Here is a 23,573-nt window from a genome sequence, read left to right as displayed (position 1 = left end):
TTCAAGTCCCAGAGCCAGCTGAAAGAGGGTCAGGTCGTTCATGTAACAGAGGAGAATTGTATGTTGTCAGAGTTGACCAACAATATACGCTTCTCATACCGTCACCCACTCCCCACAGCGAGGAGCCGTTTTTTCATTGGTAGGGGGGCGTGTGGTTGTGGTTGTTGTTGTGGTTGTAGGAGCGGAAGTCCATACATATAAATATACATACCGCCTCCCCTATTCTGCAAGGATCCTCGAGGATAAGCAGTGCGGTTTGTATAATTAATTGAATGGTATTCTGTAGGTTAGCACACTGGTATCAGGTCCTGTTACGCATGTGGCGGATTGACGGGTGGTTGTTGCAGTGTGTATATTGAGTGTTTGTGGCGGGATGCACGGGTTTCCCGAGCAGCGTCTCGAAATTCCCCTCTCCCTTCGCGATGATCATATCGGCGCCGTCGTACAGCTCCCTGAATGTTTCGGAGCTCTCTTCCGGGATTGTTCCAGGGTAGACGCTGCCGGAGGAGACGACCACCGTAGCGTCGTCGTCGAATCCGGCGTAGAGGGCGTCGGCCATGACCGCGTCGTTGATGATGGGCGTTTGCTGCACCGTGCAGGTTATCGCCAGGTCGGGCCGGTGCCGCGCGATGGTTTCGACGAAGAACCTGTCGAAGACGATTTCTCCGGCGTTGTCGCAGATGTAGAGGATCCGCCGGGCTTTCGGGAGCGTCGGCAAACAACAAAGCCCCCATGACCTGGGGGCTTTGTTTCTTGATTTGGGCGGATGGGGCCGTGCCGTTATTTCGAGTTGCTGTCGGTAAACTCGATCACATCAGCCTGAAGGGTGACCGTCGGGATCGAGAAAAGGATATAGCTCTTTTCGGACCATTCCTCCGTCTGGTTGGCAAGGCCGATAGCTTTCCCTGTCAGGGGCTGTCCGACAGAGCTGTAGAGCTTCTCCTTGGCCTCTGCATAGTCGGGCCCGCCAAACGGGATGATGCCGAGCAGTTTGAAGCCGTGGGTGCTGGCGCCCTTTGCTCCGGTCTTGATGACCTTGTAGTTGTTTTTTGACAGCTCTACATGAGTCGTGGTCGTCTGGCCTTTCATCTGGCCGAGTTTCAGCGTGTCGCAAGCCGATAGTGAGAGCGACAGCGCCGCTACGGTTGCTCCGATGATCAGTCCCTGATGTTTCATTGCTCTGAGGTTGTGGTTGTTGTGGTCGATCTTTCCGTGCGGCTGATTGGATGGGGGCTGATTCGCATGCTGCGGATGCTGCATGGCGCGGCGGGCCTGCTGTGTGCTTTTTTGCAGCGAGTCGCCTTTCGGTCCAAACCCGTCAGCACTTGTAACATACGCTCCGAATTCGAGTATTCCTATTTTTCATGTTTTTAATAGCTCGAATACCGCTTGTTTTTTCGTCAAGCGGCGGCTGTTTCGTGAGCAGAGCGGGGCTGCGGGTTGCGGAGCGTGAGGGGGTTTTCGGGTGTTATGCGGCGGCGTTCGATCAGCGGGTTTTCTGTCCTCCTCCCTGCATCAGCACCAGCTCGCCTTTCAGGATCCCGGAGAGCCTGGCCATCCGCCCGCACTTGATCCTCAGGATGAAGAAGAGCTTCGGGTCGGCCTCCTCGAGCAGCGTCTCGAAATTCCCCTGACCCTTGGCGATGACGAGGTCCGCTTCGTCGTAGAGCCTCCTGAACGCTTCGGAGGTCTCTTCGAGGAGCGTCCCCGGGTAGACGCTGCCGGACGAGACGACCGGGGCGGCGGTATCGAGCCCGACGTAAAGGGCATCGGCCATGACCGCGTCGTTGATGACCGGTCGTTCCCTCACCGAGCAGGTTATCTCCAGTCCGGGGTGCAGCCGCGCGATGGTTTCGACGAAGAGCCGGTCGAAGACGATCTCGCCGGCGTTGTCACAGATGTAGAGCAGCCGGCGGGCATCGCCGAGGCGGCTTTTGAACGGCTCCATGTCGAAGCAGCCGAACGCCTGGCCGTCGATCGAGGCGAGTTCCTTTTCGATGTCGAGCGACCCGTGGCGCAGGGCGCCGAAATCGATGATGTTGCCCGCCGCCGCAACCTTCACCGCCTCTTCCAGGGAGATTCTGCCGTCGTTCGAGCTGTTGCTGAAGCGTTCTGCAAAGGCCATGGCGATGTCGTTCGACTCTTTCTTGATCTGGCGGTAGGGATCGAAGTCCTCAGTGTTGCCGAGGAGCAGGGCGGCATGGTCGGTGGCGCTTCGGATGAGGTGCTGCGCCACGATGCCCTCACCCTGGGTTTCGAGCAATTTGCGCATTGCGTGTTCGAACAGGCTTTTTGCCTGCTTTTCGTCCATTCCGGTGATGTTCACCAGTGAGTCGAGCTGGCCGAAGAGGCAGCTGTAGCATTCGGCGGGAATCGTTCTCCGGGGGGTGGTCATGTCTAGGGGGTGTTTGCTGTTCGTTGAGGATCGCCTGCTCTGTTCTGTCATGCTGGCGTTTTTTCTGCCGGGGATGACTGCCGCTGCCGACGGCATGACCACGGGCAGTCCCTGCCGGGCTTGATTGGCGGGCGAGTATGACGGATGTAATGTACGGTATAAAAATTTGAGGAGTAATACCGGATGAGAGTCGTTGCCTTATCACCCTATTAATATAATCCCGGCCGGATGCCGTTTCCCCTCAAAGCACCCCATAGAGATAAGAGCCTGTTGATCGTTTCCCGGTTCAGGGTATTCATGGACGGTGACGGCTATGATGTTTTCCTCACCGGTTCTCCCTCCGGGGCGCTGCGGCTGCTTGAACAGCACAGGGGGTGGGCTCGACCTGCTGCCGAGCGATGTGCGAATGCCGGAAATGGATGGATTCCGGCTTGCGGAGAAAGCCAGGCTGATCATTCCGGATCTGAAGGTGTTCTTTGTTTCCGGAGACATCGGCCACCATCGTCCCGGTGAGGCGATGGATGGAAAGCATATCCTCACAAAACCGGTGTCCCGAACGCTTCTCTGTGCCGCAGTGGCGACTGTTCCGGGTCTGGCGCTGTGAGGATGCCGTGGCCATTACACGCGCTTAAGGAGATCGGCGGACACGGCGGTCCGAATACATTCATGAGGGTGGATGCGCCGCATGCCGCCCGACTCCCGCAATGGCTCCCGCAGCCGGTGGGAGTCATCTCTATGTAGGCCTGTTCGTCGATGGTTTCCAGCCCATACTCTACCGCGTGAAGGGTCAGCTCATCAATGAGCTCCTGCCAGTGCAGCGTTCGCCTCTCTGAGAGGCCTGGCTTGCGTAGCGAAATCTGTAGTGTGAGCCGGAACTGAAAACGACATGCCGCTTTTTCAGGCGCTCGATGATTTCTCTGTTGATCTGTTCGGCGTAGTGCATTGCTGTTCTGTATTACAACTGTTGGACGGCAATCCTACGTGGATGGGGAATACACGCGGGGTTCTATTGCAAGTTATGCGATTTCTGAACTCAGGAAACAGTCTAAGCTACGCGATTAAAGATATTTATGGCCCTTGAACGTTATAGCCGCGTGATTATGCGGGAATATGGGGATTTTAAGCGCGCCGGAGCGATGATCTCTTTCGGTTAGATGTTGTGGCTTCTAAGCAATGCGGGCCAGGTCAGGCTGTGAGAGATATTGCCGATCGTCGAGGGAGATGTGTACGTGGCCTCTCTGCTTTTATGCGCAGTAGCGCATTCCAGTACTGAGGCTCAAGGATTCGAACCTGGGTTTGCCGGAGCCGGCATGGAAAGACAATCAGGCGGCGCGTGCCCGGATCAGCTGTCGCAAGTACGGCTTTGATCTCCAGGCTGAAATCCGATGCTCTCCGGCGTGTTCGGGTGAACCGCTCATGGGCGGCTTTGGCCGGGATGTACGTTCAGTCTCGTGAGACCACACCGGGGCTGGCTCCATAAGCATCGTTGAACACCGATTCCACCCGGGGGGCTGAACTCGTTCGAAGTTTGATGAGCTTTTTGAGGCCACGCCGAAGCATTGATCCAGACTGCTCCCGTTCTCGGCACCAGCCGGTTGGGGACCGGGGTGGTCATGGGGTTTCGGGTTGTATGGGTTGTTTGCCGGGAGTGTTTAATGTTCCAGATACGCTTTGATTCGATCCATCACCTTCAGTCCGGATTTCGCCATTTTTGAAAAGGCAAACCACTTCCGTCCAAGGTCTTTGAGTGATGCACCAAGATGATAGACGATTTCTTCATCGAGAATCAGAAAGCGATCGTGACTGTCAGCGAATTCCCTGATGGTGATGGGCGGATACTGCGCGTTATGTTTTTTCAGGTCTTGTGCAAGCTGTTTGCTGATGTTCCTGCAGAGAATCGTGGCTTGAACGTTTCCTGAACGTTTTGTCAACTGCATGAGGACGCTGTCATCGATATAGTTGTCGATCAGGATAATCGATCTTGTTGCCTGTCGTAAGAGATCGTTGACAAAGAGGTATGCATCGAATATCTGACCGTTAAAAAAGATGCCCTGAACCGGATTGACGCTTTTCTGCTCAAGCGCATCGAACACCGTTTCAAAACGGGTTGCCGTTTCGATTTCCAGGGTTGAATGACGCTGTTCCAGAAGATTAAGGCGCTGCAGCAGGCCAACATTGGCCGCAAGGTATCGACGCATCTCCACGAAGGCATTGATAATGCTGATACTGGTCTGAATCGCCGTTTCGCTACGCAACACCGACGAGAGCATGGCAACGCCTTGTTCGGTGAAGGCATATGGCAGGTACTTGCGATGTTTCCCTCTGCCTTTTTCGGGCGCTATGACCTCCGATCCGGATGAAGCGGTATTCTCTTTGCCCGGCAACGATTGCTGTCGATTCGATTTTCCGAATGAGGGTGGTATTTGTATGTTCGTAACCGGGTTGTTTAAGGTCACAGGTTGTGATCTTAGAGCGTCATACTCTTCGGCGGTCAACTGAAAGCGGAAGGTATCGGGAAATCGTTCGATGTTGCGCTTGACCGCCTGATTGAACACTCGGGTTTCCACACCGTAGAGTGCGGCAAGATCGTGGTCGAACATCACTTCGACACCGCGTAAGGTATGAATCAGTCTTTGCAGCTCTTTTCCCTGATCGACGATTTCCAGGTTGCTCATGTTCCTCATACCTGTACGATGGTTGCTCACCCATTATGAATTCGTAATCGGAATCGGTCAGTTCCATGCCAACCTGAGCCTCGATGCGCTGCAGTTGGGACAGTCCGATGCAGATTTCGGTCATCGTCCTCTTGAGCCCTGCAGCAATTTCAAGCGAATGGATTTCCTGCGTCAGCGCCGTCAACGCATTAAAACTGTTGTCCCGTGCCGTTGCGGCATGCGCCAGTTCCTCGCCTTTTGGAGCTATGGCCGCATATCCCTTCTTGTTCCCACGATAAATACTCTGTTATCAATGTAGATATTTGTCCAGCCAAATTTCACAGAGAAACACGGGGAAATTGGATGGCCCATTATTAATGAAAAGCGTCGTGGTGGGGCAGTGGCTGTGCGATACTCCGAATACGGTGATCTGCTGGGGTCCGGTTATTTCGAACACCTTTTCTGCCCGAGGGCTTAAAATCGTTCGAAGTTGGAGCGGAAAACCTGTTCGATGTATGGCGGAATTCGTGTTCGGGGTTGGGCGGAACACGCAGGGCGGCGGGTTTGCCGGCCGGAAGGAGTCCCTGGGAGGCTTGAAGCCGTAAGCGCGCCGCCGGGTACGCTTTTGAGGGATTTCGAGGTGCGCGTTTATTCCGGGAAGTGAGAGCGGGGGGGAGAGCGGCACAAACGAAAAAAGCCCTGCGACGTTTTCCGTTGCAGGGCTTTCTGGTGCTGAGGAGCCAGGACTCGAACCTGGAATTGCCTGATCCAGAATCAGGTGCCTTACCAATTTGGCCACTCCTCAATCAGCTTGAGAGTTGCCAATATAGGAAAAATTCTCGATTCAAAACAAGTTTTTTTGCATTCCGGCCCTTCCGCTTTTTCAGAGCATCGCGACGAGCAGCGGCACGAGCACGAGCGAGATCAGCATGCCCGTGGTGACGAGCGTTGCGGCGAGGTTCCGGTCGAGGTTCTCGAGCGAGGCGAAGGTGAGGGTGTTGAAGCCTGCCGGTGCCGAGGCGGCGATGATGACGATCGCACGGTCGATTCCCTCGAGCCTGAAGAGGGCCGCCAAAAGGATTCCGGCGCCGAGGCCGAGCGCCATGCGCACGCCGATGCCCGTGAGGACGCGTGCCGGGGGAACGGCGGCAAAACGGGCCGATGCCCCGAGGCTCAGCAGGAGGAGCGGAATGGCGAGCGAGGCGAGCGACTGGAGGATGCCGGCTTCGATGGGGCCGGGGCGCACTTCGAGGAGGTTCATCGTGATGCCGGCGCCGAGCGCCCAGACCGGCGGGGAGGAGAGGACCTTGCGGATTGCGCCCCAGAGGCCGCCCTCTCCGCTGCGGCATGCCAGGGCGTAGGCCAGGGTGTAGGCGGAGATGCTGTTGGGGAGGTCGAAGACGAACAGCCGCGCCAGTCCCTCGTCGCCGTAAAAGGACTTGACGAACGGCATGATGAAGCCGAGGTTCATGATGATGGCTCCGGAATACAGCACGCCGAGGGAGCGGTCGGGGAGTCGCAGGAAGCGGCCGGAGATGGCTGCGGCGCCACCGGTCAGGATGATCACGGCAAGCGATGCGGCGGGAAGGGCCAGCATGCTCCTTTCGAGGCTGACGAACGGCAGCACCGAGAGCAGGAGTGCAGGAAGGGCGAGGTTGAAAATGACCTTGAAGAGGGTATCGACGTCGGCGTCGTCAAGGATGCGGAGGCGGCGGAAGAGGAAGCCGAGAAGGAACGTTGCGAAGGTCGGAGCGAGGAGAAAGGCCAGATCGAACATGTCAGGTTATGCACGATGCGGAGTTGGGAAGAGGCCTTTGCTGTTGGTACACCCGAGAGGATTCGAACCTCTAACCGTCTGATTCGTAGTCAGATACTCTATCCAGTTGAGCTACGGGTGCATATGTTGGGGCCTCTGCAGTGGCTGGCAGAGGCCCCGGGTCATGTAGCGTGTACGGGATTCGAACCCGTGATCTTCGCCTTGAGAGGGCGATGTCCTGGGCCACTAGACGAACACGCCAGGTAATTGTTCTCTGCTGCCGTCAGAACCAGTGGGCCCTGTAGGACTTGAACCTACGACCCAGCGATTATGAGTCGCTTGCTCTGACCAACTGAGCTAAGGGCCCTCAGTCCTTGGCGTTAGAGAGTCCTAATATAACGCTCTCCGATAGAAATGCAAAAGAGAAATTTCTTTTTTGCCGATTTGTTTTCCCTCAGCCGAACTCACTGTATTTTTCGCGCCGGATCTTTGCGCCGAGGCTTCGCAGGCGTTCCTCGATCCTCTCATAGCCCCGGTCCAGGTGGTAGACGCGCAGTACCTCGGTCGCGCCGTCGGCGACAAGCCCTGCGAGCACCAGGCATGCCGACGCCCGGAGGTCCGTCGACATCACTTTCGTACCGGAGAGCGCCTGCGGTCCGTGGACCAGCGCCCGGTTGCCGTCGATTTCGATATGGGCCCCGAGCCTGTTGAGTTCGGGGATGTGGTTGAAGCGTTCATGGTAGACGTGGTCGGTGATCTCGCTGGTGCCTTCGGCCTGGGTCATGAGCGCCATCCACTGCGCCTGCATGTCGGTCGGAAACGCCGGAAAGGGCTCGGCCGCGATGGAGGTCGCCGTCAGCCGGCCGGTGCTCTGGAGGGTGACGCTGTCTTCCGTCGTGTCCACCCGGCAGCCGGCCTCGGCGAATTTCCGGAGGACGGCCTCCATGTGGGAGGCGATGACGCCCCGGATGGTGACGGAGCCGCCGGTGATGGCCGCCGCAGCCAGGATGGTGCCGGCCTCGATGCGGTCGAAGATGTTCTCGAACTCGACGTGGCGGAGCGACTCCCTGCCCCGGATGGTGAGCGTGGTGGTGCCGACGCCCTCGATTTCGGCGCCCATCGCCCTGAGGAACTGGCAGAGGGCCTCGATTTCGGGCTCGGCAGCCGCATTGGTGATCGTCGTGGTGCCTTCGGCCAGCACCGCGGCCATGAGCACGTTGCCGGTGGCACCGACCGAGGTGACGGGGAAGTCGATCTCGGCTCCCCGGAGGCGGCCGTGTTCTGCCACGGCGTCGATGAAGCCGGTCTCGATGGTGATTTTCGCACCGAGCTTCTCCATAGCCATGAGGTGCAGGTCGATCGGGCGGGGTCCGAAGGCGCAGCCGCCGGGCAGCGAGACCCTTGCGTGGCCGAACCGGGCGAGCAGGGGGCCGAGCACGTAGATCGAGGCCCGCATCTTCTTGACGAGTTCGTAGGGCGCAAGGACGCTTTCGACCCGGGCGGTCGAAACCGTGAGGGTGTTGTCTTCGAACGCCGTTTCGGCGCCGAGATGGCCGAGGAGCTGGCGGAAGGTGGCGATGTCCTTGAGGTCGGGGATGCGGTGCAGCCTGAAGGTGCCGCTGCCGGAGAGCAGCGTCGCGGCGATGATCGGCAGCGAGGAGTTCTTCGAACCCGCGGCCGTGATTTCGCCCTCTATCCTTTTGCCCCCCGTGATGACGAGCTTGTCCATTCGGTGCCTTGTTGTATGTCTCTTGCGAGCCGGGAAAAAGCGATAGTTAATGCTTTAGCCCGCAGAAAAACAAATTAATTTTTTACCCCGCCCGTTTGCGAAGAAAAGGATTAATGCTGTACCTTGAAACATTCCGCGCCGGCGCGCGGCTCCAGCGGGCGCCGGACGAGAGCAAACCATTTTCCGACACGTGATCCACTCTTCCACCAAGGGCCCCATACGCCCTTCTCGGTTCCTGTTCCATGCCGCCCGGCCGCTCGTGCTTTTCCTGGCCCTGTTCCTGCTGCATGCCGCCCTGCCCGGTACGGCCGGCTCGGCCACGACGGGCGAGCTCTCCAGGATCAAGCAGGAGCGGCTCGAGGTCGAGCGAACGCTCGGCAAGCTGAAAAAGGAGCTCGACCTCTACCAGAAGAAGCTCAACGCCACCAAGCGCCAGGAGACAAGCTCGCTGCGCCGCCTGAAGGCCCTCCAGCAGAAGATCGCGACCCTCGGCCGGCTGATCGGCGAGAACCAGCGCTACCTGACGGTGCTCGACCGCGACATCGACCGCCTGCAGGGGCAGCTCAGGGAGAACCGCCAGGCGTACGGCACGCTCTCCCAGGACTTCGCGCGGACGGCCGTCGCCGTCTACAAGCATGGCGCCGACCGGGAGCGCCAGCGCGTCTTCTCGGCCCCATCGGTCAACGAGGCCATCGTCAGGGCCCACTACATGAGCTTTTTTGCCCGCGCCGTCCACGGCCACGCCGACACCCTCCAGAACACCGCCGAAACGCTCCGTCGCAACCAGGCCGACCTTGAGCGCAGCTACCGGGCAAAGGCGGAGACCGTCAGGGACCAGGAGCGGCAGCTGAAGAACTATGCCGCCAGCAAAACCGAGAAAGAGGCTGCGCTCGAGAAGATCAAGAAAAATCGGGCCGCCTATACGGCCAAGGTCCTGGCCGCCAGGCGCAAGCGGCGGCAGCTGCAGGGCCGGATCGAGGCGCTCATCAAGGCCGAGCAGCGGGCCATCGAGGCCGAGGCGGCCCGCCGCCGCGCCGCCTCAAAGAGCGCACCTTCTCCCTCCGGAGGCCGCCGCGTGCCGACGCCCCCGGACTCGCCGGAACTGCTTCGGATATCGGCCGACTTCGACAAGGCCCTGGGCCAGCTGCCCTGGCCGGTATCGAACGGGCGGGTCGCGCAGCGGTTCGGTTCGGTGACCGACCAGGAGCTGAAGATCGTGACGACCAACAACGGCATCGACATCGCCGTTGCGGCGGGATCGCAGGTGAAGGCCGTTTCCGGCGGCAAGGTGGCCCAGATCGCCTTCATGCCGACCTTCGGCAACATCGTCATCATCCGCCACCCGAACTCCTACCTGACGGTCTACGCCAACCTCGGCGAGCTCCGCGTGGCCAAAAACGACCTCATCCGTTCGCAGCAGCTGATCGGCCTGTCGGGCAAAAACCCCGACGGCGGCTCTGTCGTCCATTTCGAGATCTGGAAGGCCGGCGTGAAGCAGAATCCGGAAAAATGGCTCAGGTAGGCGTATGGAATCAGGTGTGAAAGGGATCTTCGGCGCAATGGTCGCCGTGATGTTCCGCTACCGGAGGTTCTGGGCGGAGCTGCAGCAGGGCCGGTGGCCCGAGGGGCTCGACCTGCAGCGGGGCTACGCCGTGCCGGTCATCGCCATGGTGCAGCTCCTGAAGTTTCCGCTCATCGGCGTGCCGCGCACGGCCATGCTGTTCTCCATCCTCTCCTTCATCCTCGACGTTTCGGCATTCTACCTCCTCTCGGCCGTGACGGCCAGGCTTCTTTTCGGCGAGCGTGCCGCCGAGATGGAGGGCGGAGTGGTGACGGTGCTCTCCTACGCCCTCACCCCGATCTGGCTTTTCGAGCTCTTCTACTTCACCGGCAGCTGGAGCTGGCTTTTCGCCCTGCTGGCGCTCGGCCACATGCTGCTCATCTCCACGGCGGGCTTCGGTTCGCTCTTTGCTCTTTCGGGCCGGCCGGTCAAGGCAGCCGCACTCGTCACCGGCCTCTTGCAGGCTTCGGTCTACGTCCTCTCCACGGCGCTCGTCCGGCTCTTCAACCTCTAACGCCCTCCCTCCATGCAGGTCCAGGACCTCGATCTCAACTACGGCCTTCTCGAAAAGATCCTGACGGCCTTCCTCCGGAACGAAATCGGCAAGTTCGGTTTCTCCTCCGCCGTGCTCGGACTCTCCGGGGGGATCGACTCGGCTGTCGTGGCGGAGCTTGCCGTGCGCGCCCTCGGCGCGGAGAACGTGCTTGCCCTGAAGATGCCCTACAGCCTGAGCAGCCGCGAGAGCCTGGAACATGCCGACCTCATGGTCGAGCGGCTCGCCATCCGTTCCGAAGAGCGCGCAGTCACGCCGATGGCCGACGCCTTTTTCGCCGACGTCCCGGAGGGGGAGCGGCTGCGCCGCGGCAACATCATGGCGCGCACCCGCATGGTCCTGCTCTACGACGTCTCCGCCCGGGACGGCAGCCTGGTGGTCGGCACAAGCAACAAGACGGAGCTGCTGCTCGGCTACGGCACCATGTTCGGCGACATGGCTTCGGCCGTCAACCCGCTCGGCGACCTCTACAAGACCCAGGTCCGTGGACTTGCCCGCCATCTCGGCATCCCCGCCGCCATCATCGACAAGGCCCCCTCGGCCGACCTCTGGGAGGGGCAGAGCGACGAAAGTGACCTCGGCTTCTCCTACGGCGACGTCGACCTCCTGCTCTACATGATGCTGGAGCTGCGCATGGACCGCCGGGACGTCCTCCGCGAGGGCATCGACGAAGGGTTCTACGAGCGGGTGCGCCGGATGGTGGTGCGCAACCAGTACAAGCGGATGATGCCGGTGATTGCGAAGGTGTCCGCCCGCACGCCCGGCATCGACTTCCGCTACGCCCGCGACTGGCAGGCGGTTCGCTAGAAACAGGAGGGGGAGGCCGGCGGCCTCCCCCTCTCTTTTCCTTCTGCCGTTCCTGCCGGTCCCGTTCTGTTCTTCTCTTTTCTCCCGCTTCTGCGCCTTTCTTCTTTTCCGTTCCGTTCCGCCTTCGCCCTCTCCGGCTTTTAGGGCCCTTGCTCTGCAGCGTTCTTCAGAACGATCGCAGGACGGTGTCCATGTGGAAGTGCCGGTCGTCGGTTTGGGGGTAGTCGGTCGTGTAGTGCAGGCCGCGCGACTCCCTGCGCTTCATCGCCCCTTCGATGATGAGGCTCGCCACCTTGATGATGTTGCGCAACTCGAGCGTCTGGGTGGTGATGCGGGTCTTCTTGTAGTAGGACTCGGTCTCCTCCTTGAGGAAGTCGATGCGGCGCTTGGCGCGCTGCAGGCGCAGGTCGCTGCGTACGATGCCGACGTAGTCGTTCATCACCTGCTGCGCCTCCCGCTTGTTGTGCGAGACGAGGATCCACTCCTCGGGGTTCGCGGTGCCGCTGTCGTCCCAGTCGGGGAAGTCGACGCTGTTCTGGATGTGGTGCAGCTCCTTCTGGATCTGCTCGAAGGAGCGCCATGCGAAGACGAGCGCCTCGAGCAGGGAGTTGCTGGCCAGGCGGTTGGCTCCGTGCACCCCGGTGCAGCTGGTCTCGCCGCAGGCGTAGAGGCGGTTTATGGTCGTGTGTCCCCGGTCGTCGGTGAGGATGCCGCCGCAGGAGTAGTGCGCCGCCGGCACCACCGGGATCATCTCCTTCGTCATGTCGATGCCGTACTCGAGGCAGGTCTCGTAGATGTTCGGGAAGTGCTCGATGGTCTTTGCCGCGTCGATATGGGTGACGTCGAGGAAGACGCACTCCTCGCCGCTTTTCTTGATCTCGGAGTCGATGGCGCGGGCCACGATGTCGCGGGGGGCGAGGTTCTCGCGCCGGTCGTATTTGTGCATGAAGGCTTCGCCGTCCTTCAGCCGCAGGATGCCGCCGAACCCCCTGACCGCCTCGGAGATGAGGAACGACTTGGCCTTCGGGTGGTAGAGCGAGGTGGGGTGGAACTGGATGAACTCCATGTTGGCGATCTCCGCTCCGGCGCGGTAGGCCATCGCGATCCCGTCCCCGGTGGCGATGTCGGGGTTGGTGGTGTGCGGGTAGACGTGGCCGAGCCCTCCTGAAGCCACCATGGTGATCCTGGCCAGGATCTTCTTCGGCCTGTCCTGCAGGGAATCGAGCACGTAGGCGCCGTAACAGGTGATGTCGTTGGTCTTGATTCCGAGATGGTGCTCGGTGATGAGCTCGATGGCGAAGTGGTGCTCGAGCAGCGTGATGTTCGGGTGGCTTCCGGCGCGTTCGAGGAGCGCCGTTTCGACTTCGCGGCCGGTGAGGTCGCGGGCGTGCACGATGCGGCTGCGCGAATGGCCGCCCTCCTTGCCGAGGTCGAGGTGGCGGTCGGCGGAGGTGGTGAACTGCACGCCGAGGTCGATGAGCCGCCTGATGTGCTGCGGGCCCTCCTCGACCATGGTCGCCACCATCCGGCGGTTGCAGAGCCCGGCGCCGGCGTCGAGCGTGTCGGCGATGTGCAGCTCTGCGCTGTCGTTGTGGTCGATGGTCGCCGCGATACCGCCCTGTGCCCAGTTGGTGTTGGAGGTCGAGCTCTCCTTCTTGGTAATGATGGTGACCCGTGCATGGTCGGCCATATGGATGGCGAAATAGAGGCCGCCGATGCCGCTGCCTATCACGAGGACGTCCGTCTTGATCTCTTCGGTCATGGGTGTGTGTGTGCCGGGTTGCTGTTCCAGGTGCGGTGGTTTAGCGCAAAATACCATGCCGCGGGCATTTTTCCCTGCGGCATTCTTTTCTTCATGGTGTGTTTTCCGCTTCGGGCTTCTTGCTCGGGCCTCTCCCTGCCGGCACCAGGTGGCGCAGGGCGCTCAGGATGATCAGGACGATGCCGACGGCGATGACGGCATGGATCCATGCGACCAGCTCCGGGAAGAGGCTGGCCAGGCTGTAGCCGACGAGGGTGAAGAACCCCACCCAGACGGTGCTGCCGGCCATGCTGAAGAAGAGCAGCCGGGAGGCCGGCATGCCGGTGACCCCGGCGAGGGTGGCGGCGAAGCTGCGCACGATCGGAATGAAGCGGGCGAGGAAGACGGCTTTGGGGCCGTGCCGGCGGTAGAAGGTTTCGGTCTTTTCGAGGTGCTCGCGGTGGAAGAAACGCGAGTCGCTTTTCAGGAAGAGGCGGCGCCCGATATGCCGGCCGATGAGCCAGCCGGTGAGGTCGCCGAGGACTGCTCCCGATACGAGCGTCGCCATGACGGACAGGAGATCGAGGCGGCCTGATGCGGCGATGAGCCCCGCGGTGATGAGCAGCGAGTCGCCGGGCAGGAAGAATCCCGCAAAGAGTCCCGTTTCTGCGAAGACGAGCAGGAAGAGCAGGAGGTAGCCGCCCCGGAGGACGAGCTCGTCGAGGGATCCGATATGCTGCAGGGATTCGAAAAGGGGCATCGGCGTCTCTGTGTAGGGTTGAAAGCAGTGCGGCACCCCCGCCGGCCTTTCTGGCGGGCGGAGGTGCCGCTGTCCTGTTCTCTGGCGGACGTTTCCCGGCCGTATGGTTACGGGAGCAGGACCGCGCAGGAGATTACCGTCGTCCAGAGGCCGTTCTGGCCTTCGGCGGATTCGGTGATGTTGTAGGAGTTGATGATCTTGCCGCTCATCTTGTAGATGCCCTCGCGTTCGTCCCAGTCCTTGTTGGGATCGAATTCGATGCCGAGGGTGGTCGCCAGCATGGTCGCCGCGAGATCTTCGGCGTATTCGCCGGAAGTCTCGGCATCCTCACCGAAGGGATGGTGCTCGGAGAGGTAGCCGTACTGGTTGTCGTCGGCCGGGATGGCCACGCCGATCGAGGAGGCGATGAGCCGGCTGTTCTCGTTGGTGGAGTTGCGGGCCATCACCGCGAAGGTGATCTGGCCGGGGGTGAGCAGTTTCACACCCTCTTCAACGCTGATCCGTTCGCATTTGGGAGGAAAGATGCTCGAAACGGTAACCAGGTTGCATTTTTCGATCTTGGCATCCCTCAGCGCCAGCTCGAACGAGGAGAGATACTCCTTGTGTCTTCCTACGCCCTTGGTGAAGAAGACTTTCGTCGGTACGAATGACAATGCGGTTCCTCCGATTAAATTGTTGCGGAAATTGTGACGCTACCGAAATTGAGCAATTATAGGAAAAAGGTACGGCATTCGAAACGATTTTTTTTGAGTACCTCCTTCCGGCTTATCCTTCGCCCCCTCCTGCGATCCTGTAGAATTTCCGCTTGCCGGCTTTCAGGGTTTTGGGCTCCGCGGTGAGGGCGACCACCGCCTTGATGTCTTCGATGCGCTCTTCGTCGATCGAGACCGCTTTCTGCTGGATCAGACGCCGTGCCTCGTTCTTCGACGAGGCGGCTCCGAGCGCGGCGAGCAGGTCGACGAGCGGAAGCTCGCGCTCGTCGAAACGGGTGAGCTCGATCTCGTCCGGGGCCTTCTTGTGGACGAAGAGCCGGTCGAAGTGCGCTTCGGCCGCTTCGGCCTCGTCCGCCGACCAGTAGCGGGCGACGATCTCGCGGGCGAGCGTGCGCTTGGCGGTACGGGGATCGCGTTCCCACCCTTCGAGGATCCTGCGGCGCCCTTCGCTCTCATGCGGCAGGAGCAGCCGGCTCCAGTTCTCGATGAGGGTGTCGGGAATGGAGAGCACCCGGCCGTACATGTCGGGTGCGGGGTCGTTGAAGCAGACGGCGTTGCCGAGCGACTTGGACATCTTGTCCTCCCCGGCGGTGCCGACGAGCAGCGGCATGGTGATGCAGACCTGCGGCGTGATGCCGTGCTCGCGCTGCAGGTCGCGGCCGACGAGGAGGTTGAACTTCTGGTCGGTGCCGCCGAGCTCGATGTCGTTCTTCAGGTGGACGGAGTCCATCGCCTGGGCGAGCGGGTAGAGGAATTCGTGGATGGAGATCGGTTCGCCGGAGCGGTAGCGGCGTTCGAAGTCGTCCCGCTCGAGCATGCGGGCGACGGTGTAGTGACTGGAGAGGCGGATGACGTCGGCGAAGCTCATGCGGCCGAGCCAGTCGGCGTTGTAGCAGATGGTCGTCTTTTCAGGGTCGAGGATCTTCGAGGCCTGTTCGAAGTAGCTCGCGCCGTTTTCGCGGGCTTCGTCGTGGCTGAGCTGCGGCCGCGTCCTGCTCTTGCCGGAGGGGTCGCCGATCATGGCGGTGAAGTCGCCGATGATGAGGATGGCTTCGTGGCCGAGGTCCTGGAACTCCCGCAGTTTCTGGAGCACGACCGAGTGGCCGAGGTGGAGGTCGGGCCGTGAGGGGTCGGCGCCGAGCTTCACCCTGAGCGGGGTGGCGCTCTCGATGCTGCCTTTGATCTTCGTTTCGAGTTCGGCGGGGCTGATGATCTCCACCGTGTTGGCGGAGATGACGTCGAGCTGTTCCTGAAGGGAGGGGAATGCCATGGTGCGGTGTGTCTTTCTGGGGTGTTCTAGTACTGTTTGCGGATCTGGCGGAGCTGCCGTTCGTTCTCCCGGCCCTTGATGGCTTCGCGCTTGTCGTAGAGCTTCTTGCCCTTGGCGAGCGCGAGCTCCACCTTGAGGATGCCCTTCGGGCTGAAGAAGGCCTTCAGGGGGATGAGGGTGAGGCCTTTTTCATCGATCTTGGATTTCAGCCGCTCGATCTCCCTGCGGTGGAGCAGGAGGCGGCGGCTGCGCCTCGGATCGAGCTCGTCCAGGCGGTTGAACTCGTAGGGGGTGATCTGCATGTTCTCGAGCCAGATCTCGCCGTTGCGGATGCCGGCATAGCTCTCGTTGAGGCTGGCCTTGCCGAGGCGTACCGATTTCACTTCGCTGCCGAGCAGCTCTATGCCGGCGACGATGGTCTCCAGGATCTGGTATTCGTAGCGGGCCTTCCGGTTCTGGATGGACTCCGCATATGAACGTTTCTGTTCTTTTTTCGCCACTGCCGGCTTTATCGTTGCTGGTTTTCGAGATATTCGGCCGGGATCATGTTCCCGATGTTGAGCACGAGAGCGGGATCCAGGGCGCGCTTCAGGGCCGCCATCTCACGGAGCCCCTCCCTGCCGTACATCGCTTCGAGGTACGGGCTCTTGAGCTTGCCGATGCCGTGCTCGGCCGAGAGCGTGCCGCCGAGTTCGAGCACCTTTCCTATGAACTCCAGATAGAGCTCCTTGGCCGCCACGAACTCTTCATGGTTGCGCGGCAGGATGTTCAGGTGCACGTGGGCGTCGCCGATATGACCGAAAATAATATAGACAAAGCCGAGCCGTTCGCAAGCGCTGCGGTAGGTTTCGAGCAGTTCGCGGAACCGGGCGGGCGGGACGGCCATGTCGGTGCTGACCTTGCTTTCCTTCTGGGTCCTGAGCCATTCGTTGACCTGGAGGGGGAGGCTGTGGCGGAACTCTCGCATCCTGTCCTGTTCCTCCCGGTCGAGGGCGATCCATGAGTCCTCCTCGAGCCCGCCGTGCTCCTCGATGAGCGCGAAGAGCCTTTCGAGGTCCCCATCCTCGTCCCCGGCCGTGGTTTCGAGTTCGAGGAAGATCGCCCCTTTTGTGCCCTCCGGGGTGTCGGGGTGCCGGCGGCGCAGGAATGCGAGCGCGTTCGGGTCGAAGTACTCGAGGGCCCGGGGACGCGCCCGCCCCTCTTTTTTGCGGAGGGCTTCGGTGAACCCGAGCAGCCCCTCCTCTTCGGGGAAGTAGATGATGGCCGAGATGATCCGCTCCGGCAGGGGAATGAGCCGGAGCTCGGCTTCGACGATGGCCCCGAGGGTGCCTTCGGAGCCGATGAAGAGGTCCAGGAGGTCCATTCCCTCGCGGCTGTAGTAGCCCGCGTTGTGCTTGGTCGTTTCGGGCATCCGGTAGCGGGGGAGGCGGAACTCGAGCGTGCCGGCCAGGGGCAGCTCGAGCCGGAACGTCCCGTCCGGTCCTGCGGGGTGTTCTCCGCGGCGGAGCTCGAGGATGTCGCCCTGCGGCAGGACGATTGTGATCGATTCGACATGCTCGCGCGTGGGCCCGTAGCGGAACGAGCGGGCACCGGAGGAGTTGTTCGAGATGGTGCTGCCGATGAAGCAGAGCTTTTCGGTCGGATCCGGCGGGTAGAACCACCCTGCGGCTTCGGCCCTCTTCTGCACCTCCTCGAGCATCGCTCCTCCCTGGACTCTCATGAGGGCGTGGCCGGGAGCGGTCTGTCGGGGCTCGCCGACGGCCTTGAGCCTCTCCATCGAGATGACGTGGCCTCCCATCGGGATCCTTGCGCCGGTCGTGCCGGTGCCGTTGCCCGAGAGGGTGTAGCGGCGCTTGAGGGCGGCGGCTTCCCGCAGCAGGCCGGCCAGCTCTTCGGGGGTTTCGGGGATGAACACCCCCTCGGTCCGGCCCGTGGTCAGGTTGCTCGTGTCCTCAAGGTAGCTCTGTATGGATGCGGGGTCTTCTTTATGGATCATGGCGCTTGCGGTTCGGTGTTTCCGGCCGATGTCTCCACCGGCAGGGGTTCGGTGTCGTGTCCGGCGGTGCCGGCGTCGCCGTTCCCCTTGGCGTCGCCATCTATTCCTTCGATGAGCGGCAGGGAGTCCGAGAGCGAGTCCGCTTCGGCGGGGCTGGTGTCGGCCGAACCCCCGGAGGAGTCCGGGGATGCCGGTGCAGCCGATTCGGGCAGCAGGTAGCGGCGGATGAGTTTGCCGGCGATCGGCGCCGAGATGGTTCCTCCGAATCCGGCGTTCTCGACGAGGACCGCCACGGCGATTTTCGGATCCTCGACCGGTGCGAAGGCGATGAACCATGCGTGGTCCTTGCCGCGGGGGTTCTGGGCGGTGCCGGTCTTGCCGGCGACCGTGATGCCTTCGACTGCGGCCAGCTGGCCGGTGCCCTCCCGGACGACGTCCGTCATGCTTTCGCGGATGAAGCGGAAGGTCGGTTCCGATACGGGGATCTGCCGGCTGAAGTGCTGCAGCGGCACGAACCGGCCGGTTTCGGTGTCGCGGTAGCCGTTGGCGATGTGCGGCTGGTGGAGGGTTCCGCCGTTGGCGATGGCTGCGGCGTAGGCTGCAAGCTGCACGGGGGTGGTGCCGAGCTCTCCCTGGCCGATGGAGAGGCTGACCAGGTAGCCCTGGGTCCACCGCCCCTTGCCGTAGCGGCGGTCGTAGTAGGCGCTCGAGGGGAGGAGCCCGCTGCGCTCGCCCGGCAGGTCGATGCCGGTCCTGCGCCCGAATCCGAACATGGAGCCGAAGCGGGTCCATTCGCTGAAACCGACGTCGAAGATGAGGCTGTAGAAGTAGAGGTTCGACGATACCGTGATGGCCCGGCGCATGTCGACCCATCCGTGGCCCCTTCCTCCGTGGCTGAGGAAGCGCCGGCGCCCGTAGGTGAAGACCCCGTTGTCGAGCACTTTTTTCGCGGGGTCGATCTTTCCGTCTTCGAGCGCGGCCATGGCCAGCACCATCTTGTAGATCGAGCCGGGAGGGTAGACGGCCTGGACGGTCCGGTTGAAGAGCGGCTTGCGGGGGTCGGTGATGATGGCGCGCCAGCCGTCGGGATCGGTGGCGCCGTTGAAGGTTTCGAGGTCGTAGCCGGGGGCGCTCTCGAGCGCCAGGATCCCTCCCGTGGAGGGATCGATGGCTACGATGGCCCCCGATTTTCCTGTGTTTTCGATGAGTTCCCCGGCGAGCTGCTGGAGCCCGGAGTCGATGCTGAGGTAGAGGTCGTCGCCGCGCACGGCGGAAACGTCGCTCCGGCCGTCGTCGTACTTGCCGGCGTAGCGCCCCAGCGGGGTGACCATTTCGAAGCGGGCGCCTTTCGTGCCCCTCAGCCGCTCCTCGTACTGGCGCTCGAGTCCGCTGTAGCCGATCTTGTCGTCCTGTGCGTAGCCCTCCTGCACCAGTTTCGCCACATCCCGGCGGGCGATCTGGCGGAGGTAGCCGAAGAGGTGCGCGCCCCGGCGGGAGTCGGCGTATTTGCGTTTGTTCTCGGCTTCGATGAGCACCCCGGGCAGCTCCCAGAGGTTTTCACCGAGCCGTTCGACGTCCCGGGCCTCGAGGTCCCGTCGCAGGGTGACGGCCGAAAAGCGGTTGAACAGTCGGCCACGCTCGACCTTTTCCCGGACCTCCTCTTCGGGCCTGCGGATCAGCCAGGCAAGGGCGGCCGTGCCCTCGCCCTTGAATTCGGCGGGGATGACCTTCACGGAGTAGAGCGGCCGGTTGTCGACCATGATGACGTCGTTCCGGTCGATGATGCGCCCCCTCGGGGGCTGCACCCAGACCCTGCGCACGCTGTTCGACGAGGAGATCGAGCCGAGTTTCTGGAAATCGAGCACCTGGATCCAGAAGAGCCGCCCGAGCAGGACGGCGAAGGCCGCCATGATGAGCAACGAGACGATCCTGGTGCTGTGCTGGAGTCTGTCCATCGCTCAGTCTGAAAAGGTCTTTTTCAGGATGAGCAGGTTCGCCGCGAATGCCAGCAGGAGGGTGAGCAGCGTTTCGAGAAGGCCGAGCACGACGATGCGGTAGGCGGGGGAGAGCCCGAGCGGGTTTTCCCCGATCGACAGGACCGTGTGCGAGACGAAGGCCGCGACGGCCGTGGCAGCATAGATGCGCCGCATTTTCTGGCTCGGCGTGGCATGGCTGTCCCGGGGGATGTGGAAGGAGCCTGCGGCGAACCCTCCGAGGGTTCCCGCCAGCATGTGGAGGCCCGCTGCGCCGGAGAGAAGGCCGGTGAGGATCCCTCCCAGAAAGCCGAACCCCATGCCGGCGTTGCGGCCGAGCGTGACGGCGCTGAAGGCCAGGAAGACGGCCAGGGCGTCGGGGGCGGTGTAGAGCACCGTCAGGCGCGAAAAACCCAGCACCTGCATGAAGGTGACGGCGACGAGGACGGCGAGGAGTATGAAGATGTTTCTTGCCACGGTTCAGGGCATTGGGTTACTGGTTCTCTTCTCCGGGAGCCGGCTCTCCGAGCATCCGGAGCTTTTCGGGTTCGTTGCTGAGGGGGGCCAGAAGGACGTAGCCGAGCCGGGAGAAGTCGACGGAGGGCCTGATGGTGACGGTGGAGAACAGCCGTCCCGGTTTCACCGAGATCACGCGGCCGACCGGTACGCCCGGTACGGCGAAGGTGCTGAAGTCGGTGGTGAGCATCTCTTCGCCCTCCGCCAGGCTGCTGCTGATGGGGACGTGCTCGATGTAGGCAAGGTCTTCACGGCCTCCCTCCCAGGATGCAAGGCCCGTCGTGCCGCTGGCCGAGGAGACGACGCTCACCTTGAAGTCGGAGTGGATGAGGGGCATGACCGAGCTGTAGTGGGCGGAGACCCTCGTCACCCGTCCGACGAGTCCTTCGGGGGTCAGTACCGTCATGTCCTTCCGGACGCCGTCGCGCCGGCCCCTGTCGAGGAGGAGCATGTTCTCACGGTCGCTGAAGGTGCGGTCGACGACGCGGGCGACGCTGAAGCGCTGCATGGCCGGCGGTGTCGCGTGCTGGAGGCGCTCCAGCGCGTTCTGCTCGCGCAGCGCCGATTCGGCCAGGAGCAGCCGGCCGAGAAGGCGGCTGTTCTGCTGGAGCAGGCGCTGGTTCTCCTCCTTGATGTGCAGGAGGTAGCCGAGGCTTCCGAGCCGCTCCGCCAGATAGGCCCGAAGGTCCGAGCCGGCCGTGGTGACTTTGGCCGGGACGTCGTTCTTTTCGATCGCCGTGACGAAAAGGGAGATCCCCGTCAGAAGGCTCAGGATGACCCATGAGTTGTATCTCAGGAAGAGGCCGAAAAACTTGTTCACGGTTCGGATCGGTTATGCACTCAGGGCGTGGGGCGGCTGATTTGCCGGACACGGAATTTTTTTACATTTTCACACTTCCTCAGGCGGAGGGCGCACCGGCCCGCGGCAGCAGGAGAGGGAACCAGCTTGATGAATTGCGATCATGAATATAAGTAAATTTGTCGTTGTCGGCGACAGGGTCCTCGTCAAACCCAAATCCCTCGAGGAGCAGACGAAATCCGGCATCTACCTGCCTCCGGGGGTCCAGGAGAAGGAGAAGATCCAGAGCGGCTACATCCTGAAGACGGGGCCGGGTTACGCGGTGGCCCCTCCGAGCGGGGCGGACGAGCCCTGGAAAGAGCCGGTCACGACCCCGCAGTACATTCCCCTCCAGGCCCATGTCGGGGACCTCGCCATATTCCTGCAGTCGAGCGCCCACGAGATCGACTACGACGGCGAGCGGTTCCTCATCGTCCCCAACGCCGCGATCCTGCTTCTTGTCAGGGAGGACGACGAACTTGAATACTATCTAAAATAAGATGAACACAGCCGAGCTGCAGGAGCGCGTCAGGGCGCTGAAAAAAGAGATGCATGCGGTCATCCTGGCCCATTACTACACGCTTCCAGAAATACAGCAGGTCGCCGACATCGTCGGCGACAGCCTCGCTCTCGCCCGGGCGGCCGAAACGATCGACGCCGAGGTGATCGTTTTCGCCGGCGTCTACTTCATGGGTGAGACGGCCAAGATCCTCAACCCCGCGCGCACGGTGCTCATGCCGGACCGGAGCGCGGGATGTCCGCTTGCCGACAGCTGCCCGGAGGAGGAGTTCGCCCGGTTCCGCCGGGAGCACCCCGGGGCCGTGGCCATCACCTACATCAACTCCACGGCTGCGACCAAGGCGCTCTCCGACATCACCTGCACCTCCTCGAACGCCGAGCACATCGTCCGTCAGATCCCGGCGGAGACCCCCGTCATCTTCGGGCCCGACCGGAACCTCGGGGGCTACATCGCCCGCAAGCTCAAGCGTGACATCATCCTCTGGCAGGGGTTCTGCTACGTGCACGACGCCTATTCGCCCGACATGATGCGTACGGCACTCGGCGAGCACCCCGGGGCGGAGCTCATCGCCCATCCGGAGTGCCGGCGCGAAGTGCTCGAGCTGGCCTCGTTCGTCGGCTCGACGCAGGCGCTGCTCGACTACACGGTGCGGAGTGCTTCCGATACCTTCATCGTGGCAACCGAGCCCGGCATCCTCTATGAAATGCAGCGGCGCTCGCCCTCGAAGACCTTCATTGCCGCACCGCGCGACACGTCGAACCCGCGGAGCGTCTGTACGCAGATGAAGCAGAATACGCTCGAGAAGCTCTATCGCTGCATGCTCGACCGTTCACCCGAAATCACCGTCCCCGATTCCCTTCGAGAGGCCGCGCTGAAGCCGATACGGCGGATGCTCGACATGTCCGCCTGAGGCGGGGGAGCCGGACGCCAACCCCGGAGGGAGCCCCATGAAAACCCTGCAATCCGCCGTCCTCGCCGCCATCGTCGCTTGTTCCCTCCTGCTCCGGCCGGCGGGAGACCTCCGTGCCTGGCACGACCGGACCCACCTGGCCATCGCCTGGGCCGCCGGGTTCGACCGCTGGTACAGCGCCGCCGCTCCCGACGTCGCCAAGTCGAAATACCCCTGCGGCGCCTTCGAAGGCCCGAACCATTACGCACACAACCCCGAAGGGAAGCCGCTCACCGCTGAGGCGGTGCTCTCCCAGGCGGAGCGCTACGATCGGACGAAGGACGGCGACGGCCATCTCTACGGCGCCATCGTGGCCTCGGTCCGCAAATACCGGGAGCTCAGGGAGAGGGGGAAGTTCCCCGATTATGCGATGGTCTACTGTTCCCATTACGTCGGCGACCTCTCCATGCCGCTGCACAACGTGGCCTACGACGAGTTCAACCGCCGCCGCCACCATGCCGGCGACGCCGTGATCGAGGATGAGGCGTTCGGTCTCGCCCCTGTGATCCGGAGCCGCATCTACCCGATCTCCATTTCGAGCGAGCAGGATCTTGCCCGCGAAATCGCCCGTATCGGGGAGCTCTCCCGAACGCTCGCCCTCGATATGCAGCGCCAGGGGCGCGACATGACCCGCCGGGAAGCGATCGTCCAGGCCGTCCACTCCGCCTCGCTCCTGCGAGCCATCCTCGTCTATGCCGGCTGCCCGGTGCAGGACCGGCCCGAAAGTATTCTTCCCCGTCTGCCGGAGGGGCTGCGGGTGAAGTAAAAAAAAACTTGGGCTTTATCCTGTTTTTTTTCAGTTCCGAGGACTCCTTCGGGCATAGAAATCATGGGGTTTTCAG

22 protein-coding genes and 4 tRNA genes are annotated in these 23,573 nt (G+C 62.0%); 7 read left to right on the top strand and 19 right to left on the bottom strand.

Annotation, left to right across the window (positions count from 1 at the left end; genetic code table 11):
• Positions 1-301: 301 nt before the first annotated feature.
• The 3 genes from E0L29_RS10125 to E0L29_RS10115 form a co-directional block, all read right to left on the bottom strand.
• Entirely contained in the window at positions 302-718 is a 417-nt protein-coding gene (locus E0L29_RS10125) for an ARMT1-like domain-containing protein (RefSeq protein ID WP_242664367.1), read from the bottom strand.
• A gap of 62 nt (positions 719-780) precedes the next feature.
• A complete protein-coding gene (locus E0L29_RS10120) occupies positions 781-1,176 on the bottom strand; it encodes a DUF6567 family protein (RefSeq protein WP_131358522.1) in 396 nt (131 codons plus the stop codon).
• Positions 1,177-1,486: 310 nt separating this feature from the next.
• Positions 1,487-2,395, bottom strand: a complete 909-nt coding sequence (locus E0L29_RS10115; RefSeq protein ID WP_131358519.1) for an ARMT1-like domain-containing protein — start codon at positions 2,393-2,395, stop codon at positions 1,487-1,489.
• 358 nt (positions 2,396-2,753) lie between these two features.
• Between E0L29_RS10115 and E0L29_RS10110 the strand changes: the two genes are divergently transcribed.
• Positions 2,754-2,999, top strand: coding sequence for a response regulator (locus E0L29_RS10110; protein WP_165498884.1), 246 nt, complete (start codon positions 2,754-2,756; stop codon positions 2,997-2,999).
• A gap of 1,048 nt (positions 3,000-4,047) precedes the next feature.
• Here E0L29_RS10110 and E0L29_RS10105 read toward each other — a convergent pair.
• From E0L29_RS10105 to murA, 7 genes are all read right to left on the bottom strand, one after another.
• Positions 4,048-5,070, bottom strand: coding sequence for an ORF6N domain-containing protein (locus tag E0L29_RS10105; RefSeq protein WP_131358513.1), 1,023 nt, complete (start codon positions 5,068-5,070; stop codon positions 4,048-4,050).
• 711 nt (positions 5,071-5,781) lie between these two features.
• A tRNA-Gln gene (locus tag E0L29_RS10100) sits at positions 5,782-5,854 on the bottom strand.
• 78 nt (positions 5,855-5,932) lie between these two features.
• Positions 5,933-6,826 carry an AEC family transporter gene (locus tag E0L29_RS10095; protein ID WP_131358510.1) on the bottom strand — a complete coding sequence of 298 codons (894 nt, stop codon included), beginning with the start codon at positions 6,824-6,826 and terminating at the stop codon, positions 5,933-5,935.
• Between the two features lie 44 nt (positions 6,827-6,870).
• A tRNA-Arg gene (locus E0L29_RS10090) sits at positions 6,871-6,947 on the bottom strand.
• A gap of 45 nt (positions 6,948-6,992) precedes the next feature.
• Positions 6,993-7,066 (bottom strand) — tRNA-Glu (locus tag E0L29_RS10085).
• A 32-nt stretch (positions 7,067-7,098) separates the two neighbouring features.
• Positions 7,099-7,172 (bottom strand) — tRNA-Ile (locus E0L29_RS10080).
• A gap of 87 nt (positions 7,173-7,259) precedes the next feature.
• Positions 7,260-8,534: a UDP-N-acetylglucosamine 1-carboxyvinyltransferase gene (gene murA, locus E0L29_RS10075; protein ID WP_131358507.1), complete on the bottom strand. Its 1,275-nt coding sequence runs from the start codon at positions 8,532-8,534 to the stop codon at positions 7,260-7,262.
• A gap of 190 nt (positions 8,535-8,724) precedes the next feature.
• Between murA and E0L29_RS10070 the strand changes: the two genes are divergently transcribed.
• The 3 genes from E0L29_RS10070 to E0L29_RS10060 are packed head-to-tail and all read left to right on the top strand — an operon-like array spanning position 8,725 to position 11,455.
• Entirely contained in the window at positions 8,725-10,056 is a 1,332-nt protein-coding gene (locus tag E0L29_RS10070; RefSeq protein ID WP_242664366.1) for a peptidoglycan DD-metalloendopeptidase family protein, read from the top strand.
• Positions 10,057-10,060: 4 nt separating this feature from the next.
• The gene (locus tag E0L29_RS11550; RefSeq protein ID WP_165498882.1) at positions 10,061-10,609 is read left to right on the top strand and encodes a hypothetical protein; all 549 of its coding nucleotides are present in this window, start codon (positions 10,061-10,063) and stop codon (positions 10,607-10,609) included.
• A 12-nt stretch (positions 10,610-10,621) separates the two neighbouring features.
• Positions 10,622-11,455 carry an NAD+ synthase gene (locus E0L29_RS10060; protein WP_131358498.1) on the top strand — a complete coding sequence of 278 codons (834 nt, stop codon included), beginning with the start codon at positions 10,622-10,624 and terminating at the stop codon, positions 11,453-11,455.
• Positions 11,456-11,621: 166 nt separating this feature from the next.
• Here the strand turns inward: E0L29_RS10060 and nadB are convergent, their stop codons facing one another.
• From nadB to mreC, 9 genes are all read right to left on the bottom strand, one after another.
• The gene (nadB, locus tag E0L29_RS10055; RefSeq protein ID WP_131358495.1) at positions 11,622-13,217 is read right to left on the bottom strand and encodes an L-aspartate oxidase; all 1,596 of its coding nucleotides are present in this window, start codon (positions 13,215-13,217) and stop codon (positions 11,622-11,624) included.
• A 91-nt stretch (positions 13,218-13,308) separates the two neighbouring features.
• The gene (locus E0L29_RS10050) at positions 13,309-13,956 is read right to left on the bottom strand and encodes a DedA family protein (RefSeq protein WP_131358492.1); all 648 of its coding nucleotides are present in this window, start codon (positions 13,954-13,956) and stop codon (positions 13,309-13,311) included.
• Between the two features lie 107 nt (positions 13,957-14,063).
• A complete protein-coding gene (locus tag E0L29_RS10045) occupies positions 14,064-14,609 on the bottom strand; it encodes an arginine decarboxylase, pyruvoyl-dependent (RefSeq protein WP_131358489.1) in 546 nt (181 codons plus the stop codon).
• 112 nt (positions 14,610-14,721) lie between these two features.
• Positions 14,722-15,939 (bottom strand): tyrosine--tRNA ligase, encoded by a 1,218-nt coding sequence (gene tyrS / locus E0L29_RS10040; RefSeq protein ID WP_131358486.1) that lies wholly within the window; start codon positions 15,937-15,939, stop codon positions 14,722-14,724.
• A 26-nt stretch (positions 15,940-15,965) separates the two neighbouring features.
• On the bottom strand, positions 15,966-16,439 hold the full coding sequence (gene smpB, locus E0L29_RS10035; protein ID WP_131358483.1) for an SsrA-binding protein SmpB: 474 nt from the start codon (positions 16,437-16,439) through the stop codon (positions 15,966-15,968).
• An 8-nt stretch (positions 16,440-16,447) separates the two neighbouring features.
• Positions 16,448-17,935, bottom strand: a complete 1,488-nt coding sequence (locus tag E0L29_RS10030; RefSeq protein ID WP_131358480.1) for an FAD-binding oxidoreductase — start codon at positions 17,933-17,935, stop codon at positions 16,448-16,450.
• Entirely contained in the window at positions 17,932-19,890 is a 1,959-nt protein-coding gene (mrdA, locus tag E0L29_RS10025) for a penicillin-binding protein 2 (protein ID WP_131358477.1), read from the bottom strand. Before mrdA ends, E0L29_RS10030 begins: the two co-directional genes overlap by 4 nt.
• Positions 19,891-19,893: 3 nt before the next feature.
• Positions 19,894-20,385: a rod shape-determining protein MreD gene (gene mreD / locus E0L29_RS10020; protein WP_131358474.1), complete on the bottom strand. Its 492-nt coding sequence runs from the start codon at positions 20,383-20,385 to the stop codon at positions 19,894-19,896.
• 16 nt (positions 20,386-20,401) lie between these two features.
• Complete coding sequence (mreC, locus tag E0L29_RS10015) at positions 20,402-21,244, bottom strand: rod shape-determining protein MreC (RefSeq protein ID WP_131358471.1); 843 nt, start codon at positions 21,242-21,244, stop codon at positions 20,402-20,404.
• 142 nt (positions 21,245-21,386) lie between these two features.
• On the opposite strand from mreC, the gene E0L29_RS10010 reads away from it, so the two are divergent.
• The 3 genes from E0L29_RS10010 to E0L29_RS10000 are packed head-to-tail and all read left to right on the top strand — an operon-like array spanning position 21,387 to position 23,497.
• Entirely contained in the window at positions 21,387-21,761 is a 375-nt protein-coding gene (locus E0L29_RS10010; protein WP_131358468.1) for a co-chaperone GroES family protein, read from the top strand.
• Position 21,762: 1 nt separating this feature from the next.
• The gene (gene nadA / locus E0L29_RS10005; RefSeq protein WP_131358465.1) at positions 21,763-22,692 is read left to right on the top strand and encodes a quinolinate synthase NadA; all 930 of its coding nucleotides are present in this window, start codon (positions 21,763-21,765) and stop codon (positions 22,690-22,692) included.
• 37 nt (positions 22,693-22,729) lie between these two features.
• The gene (locus tag E0L29_RS10000; protein ID WP_131358462.1) at positions 22,730-23,497 is read left to right on the top strand and encodes a hypothetical protein; all 768 of its coding nucleotides are present in this window, start codon (positions 22,730-22,732) and stop codon (positions 23,495-23,497) included.
• Positions 23,498-23,573 lie beyond the last annotated feature (76 nt).

Origin of the sequence: Chlorobium sp. N1 (assembly GCF_004332115.1) — a bacterium.
Classification (GTDB): Bacteria; Bacteroidota; Chlorobiia; order Chlorobiales; family Chlorobiaceae; genus Chlorobium.
The sequence above is the reverse complement of the archived record's forward strand: the minus strand, read 5'-3'. Positions and strand labels throughout refer to the sequence as shown.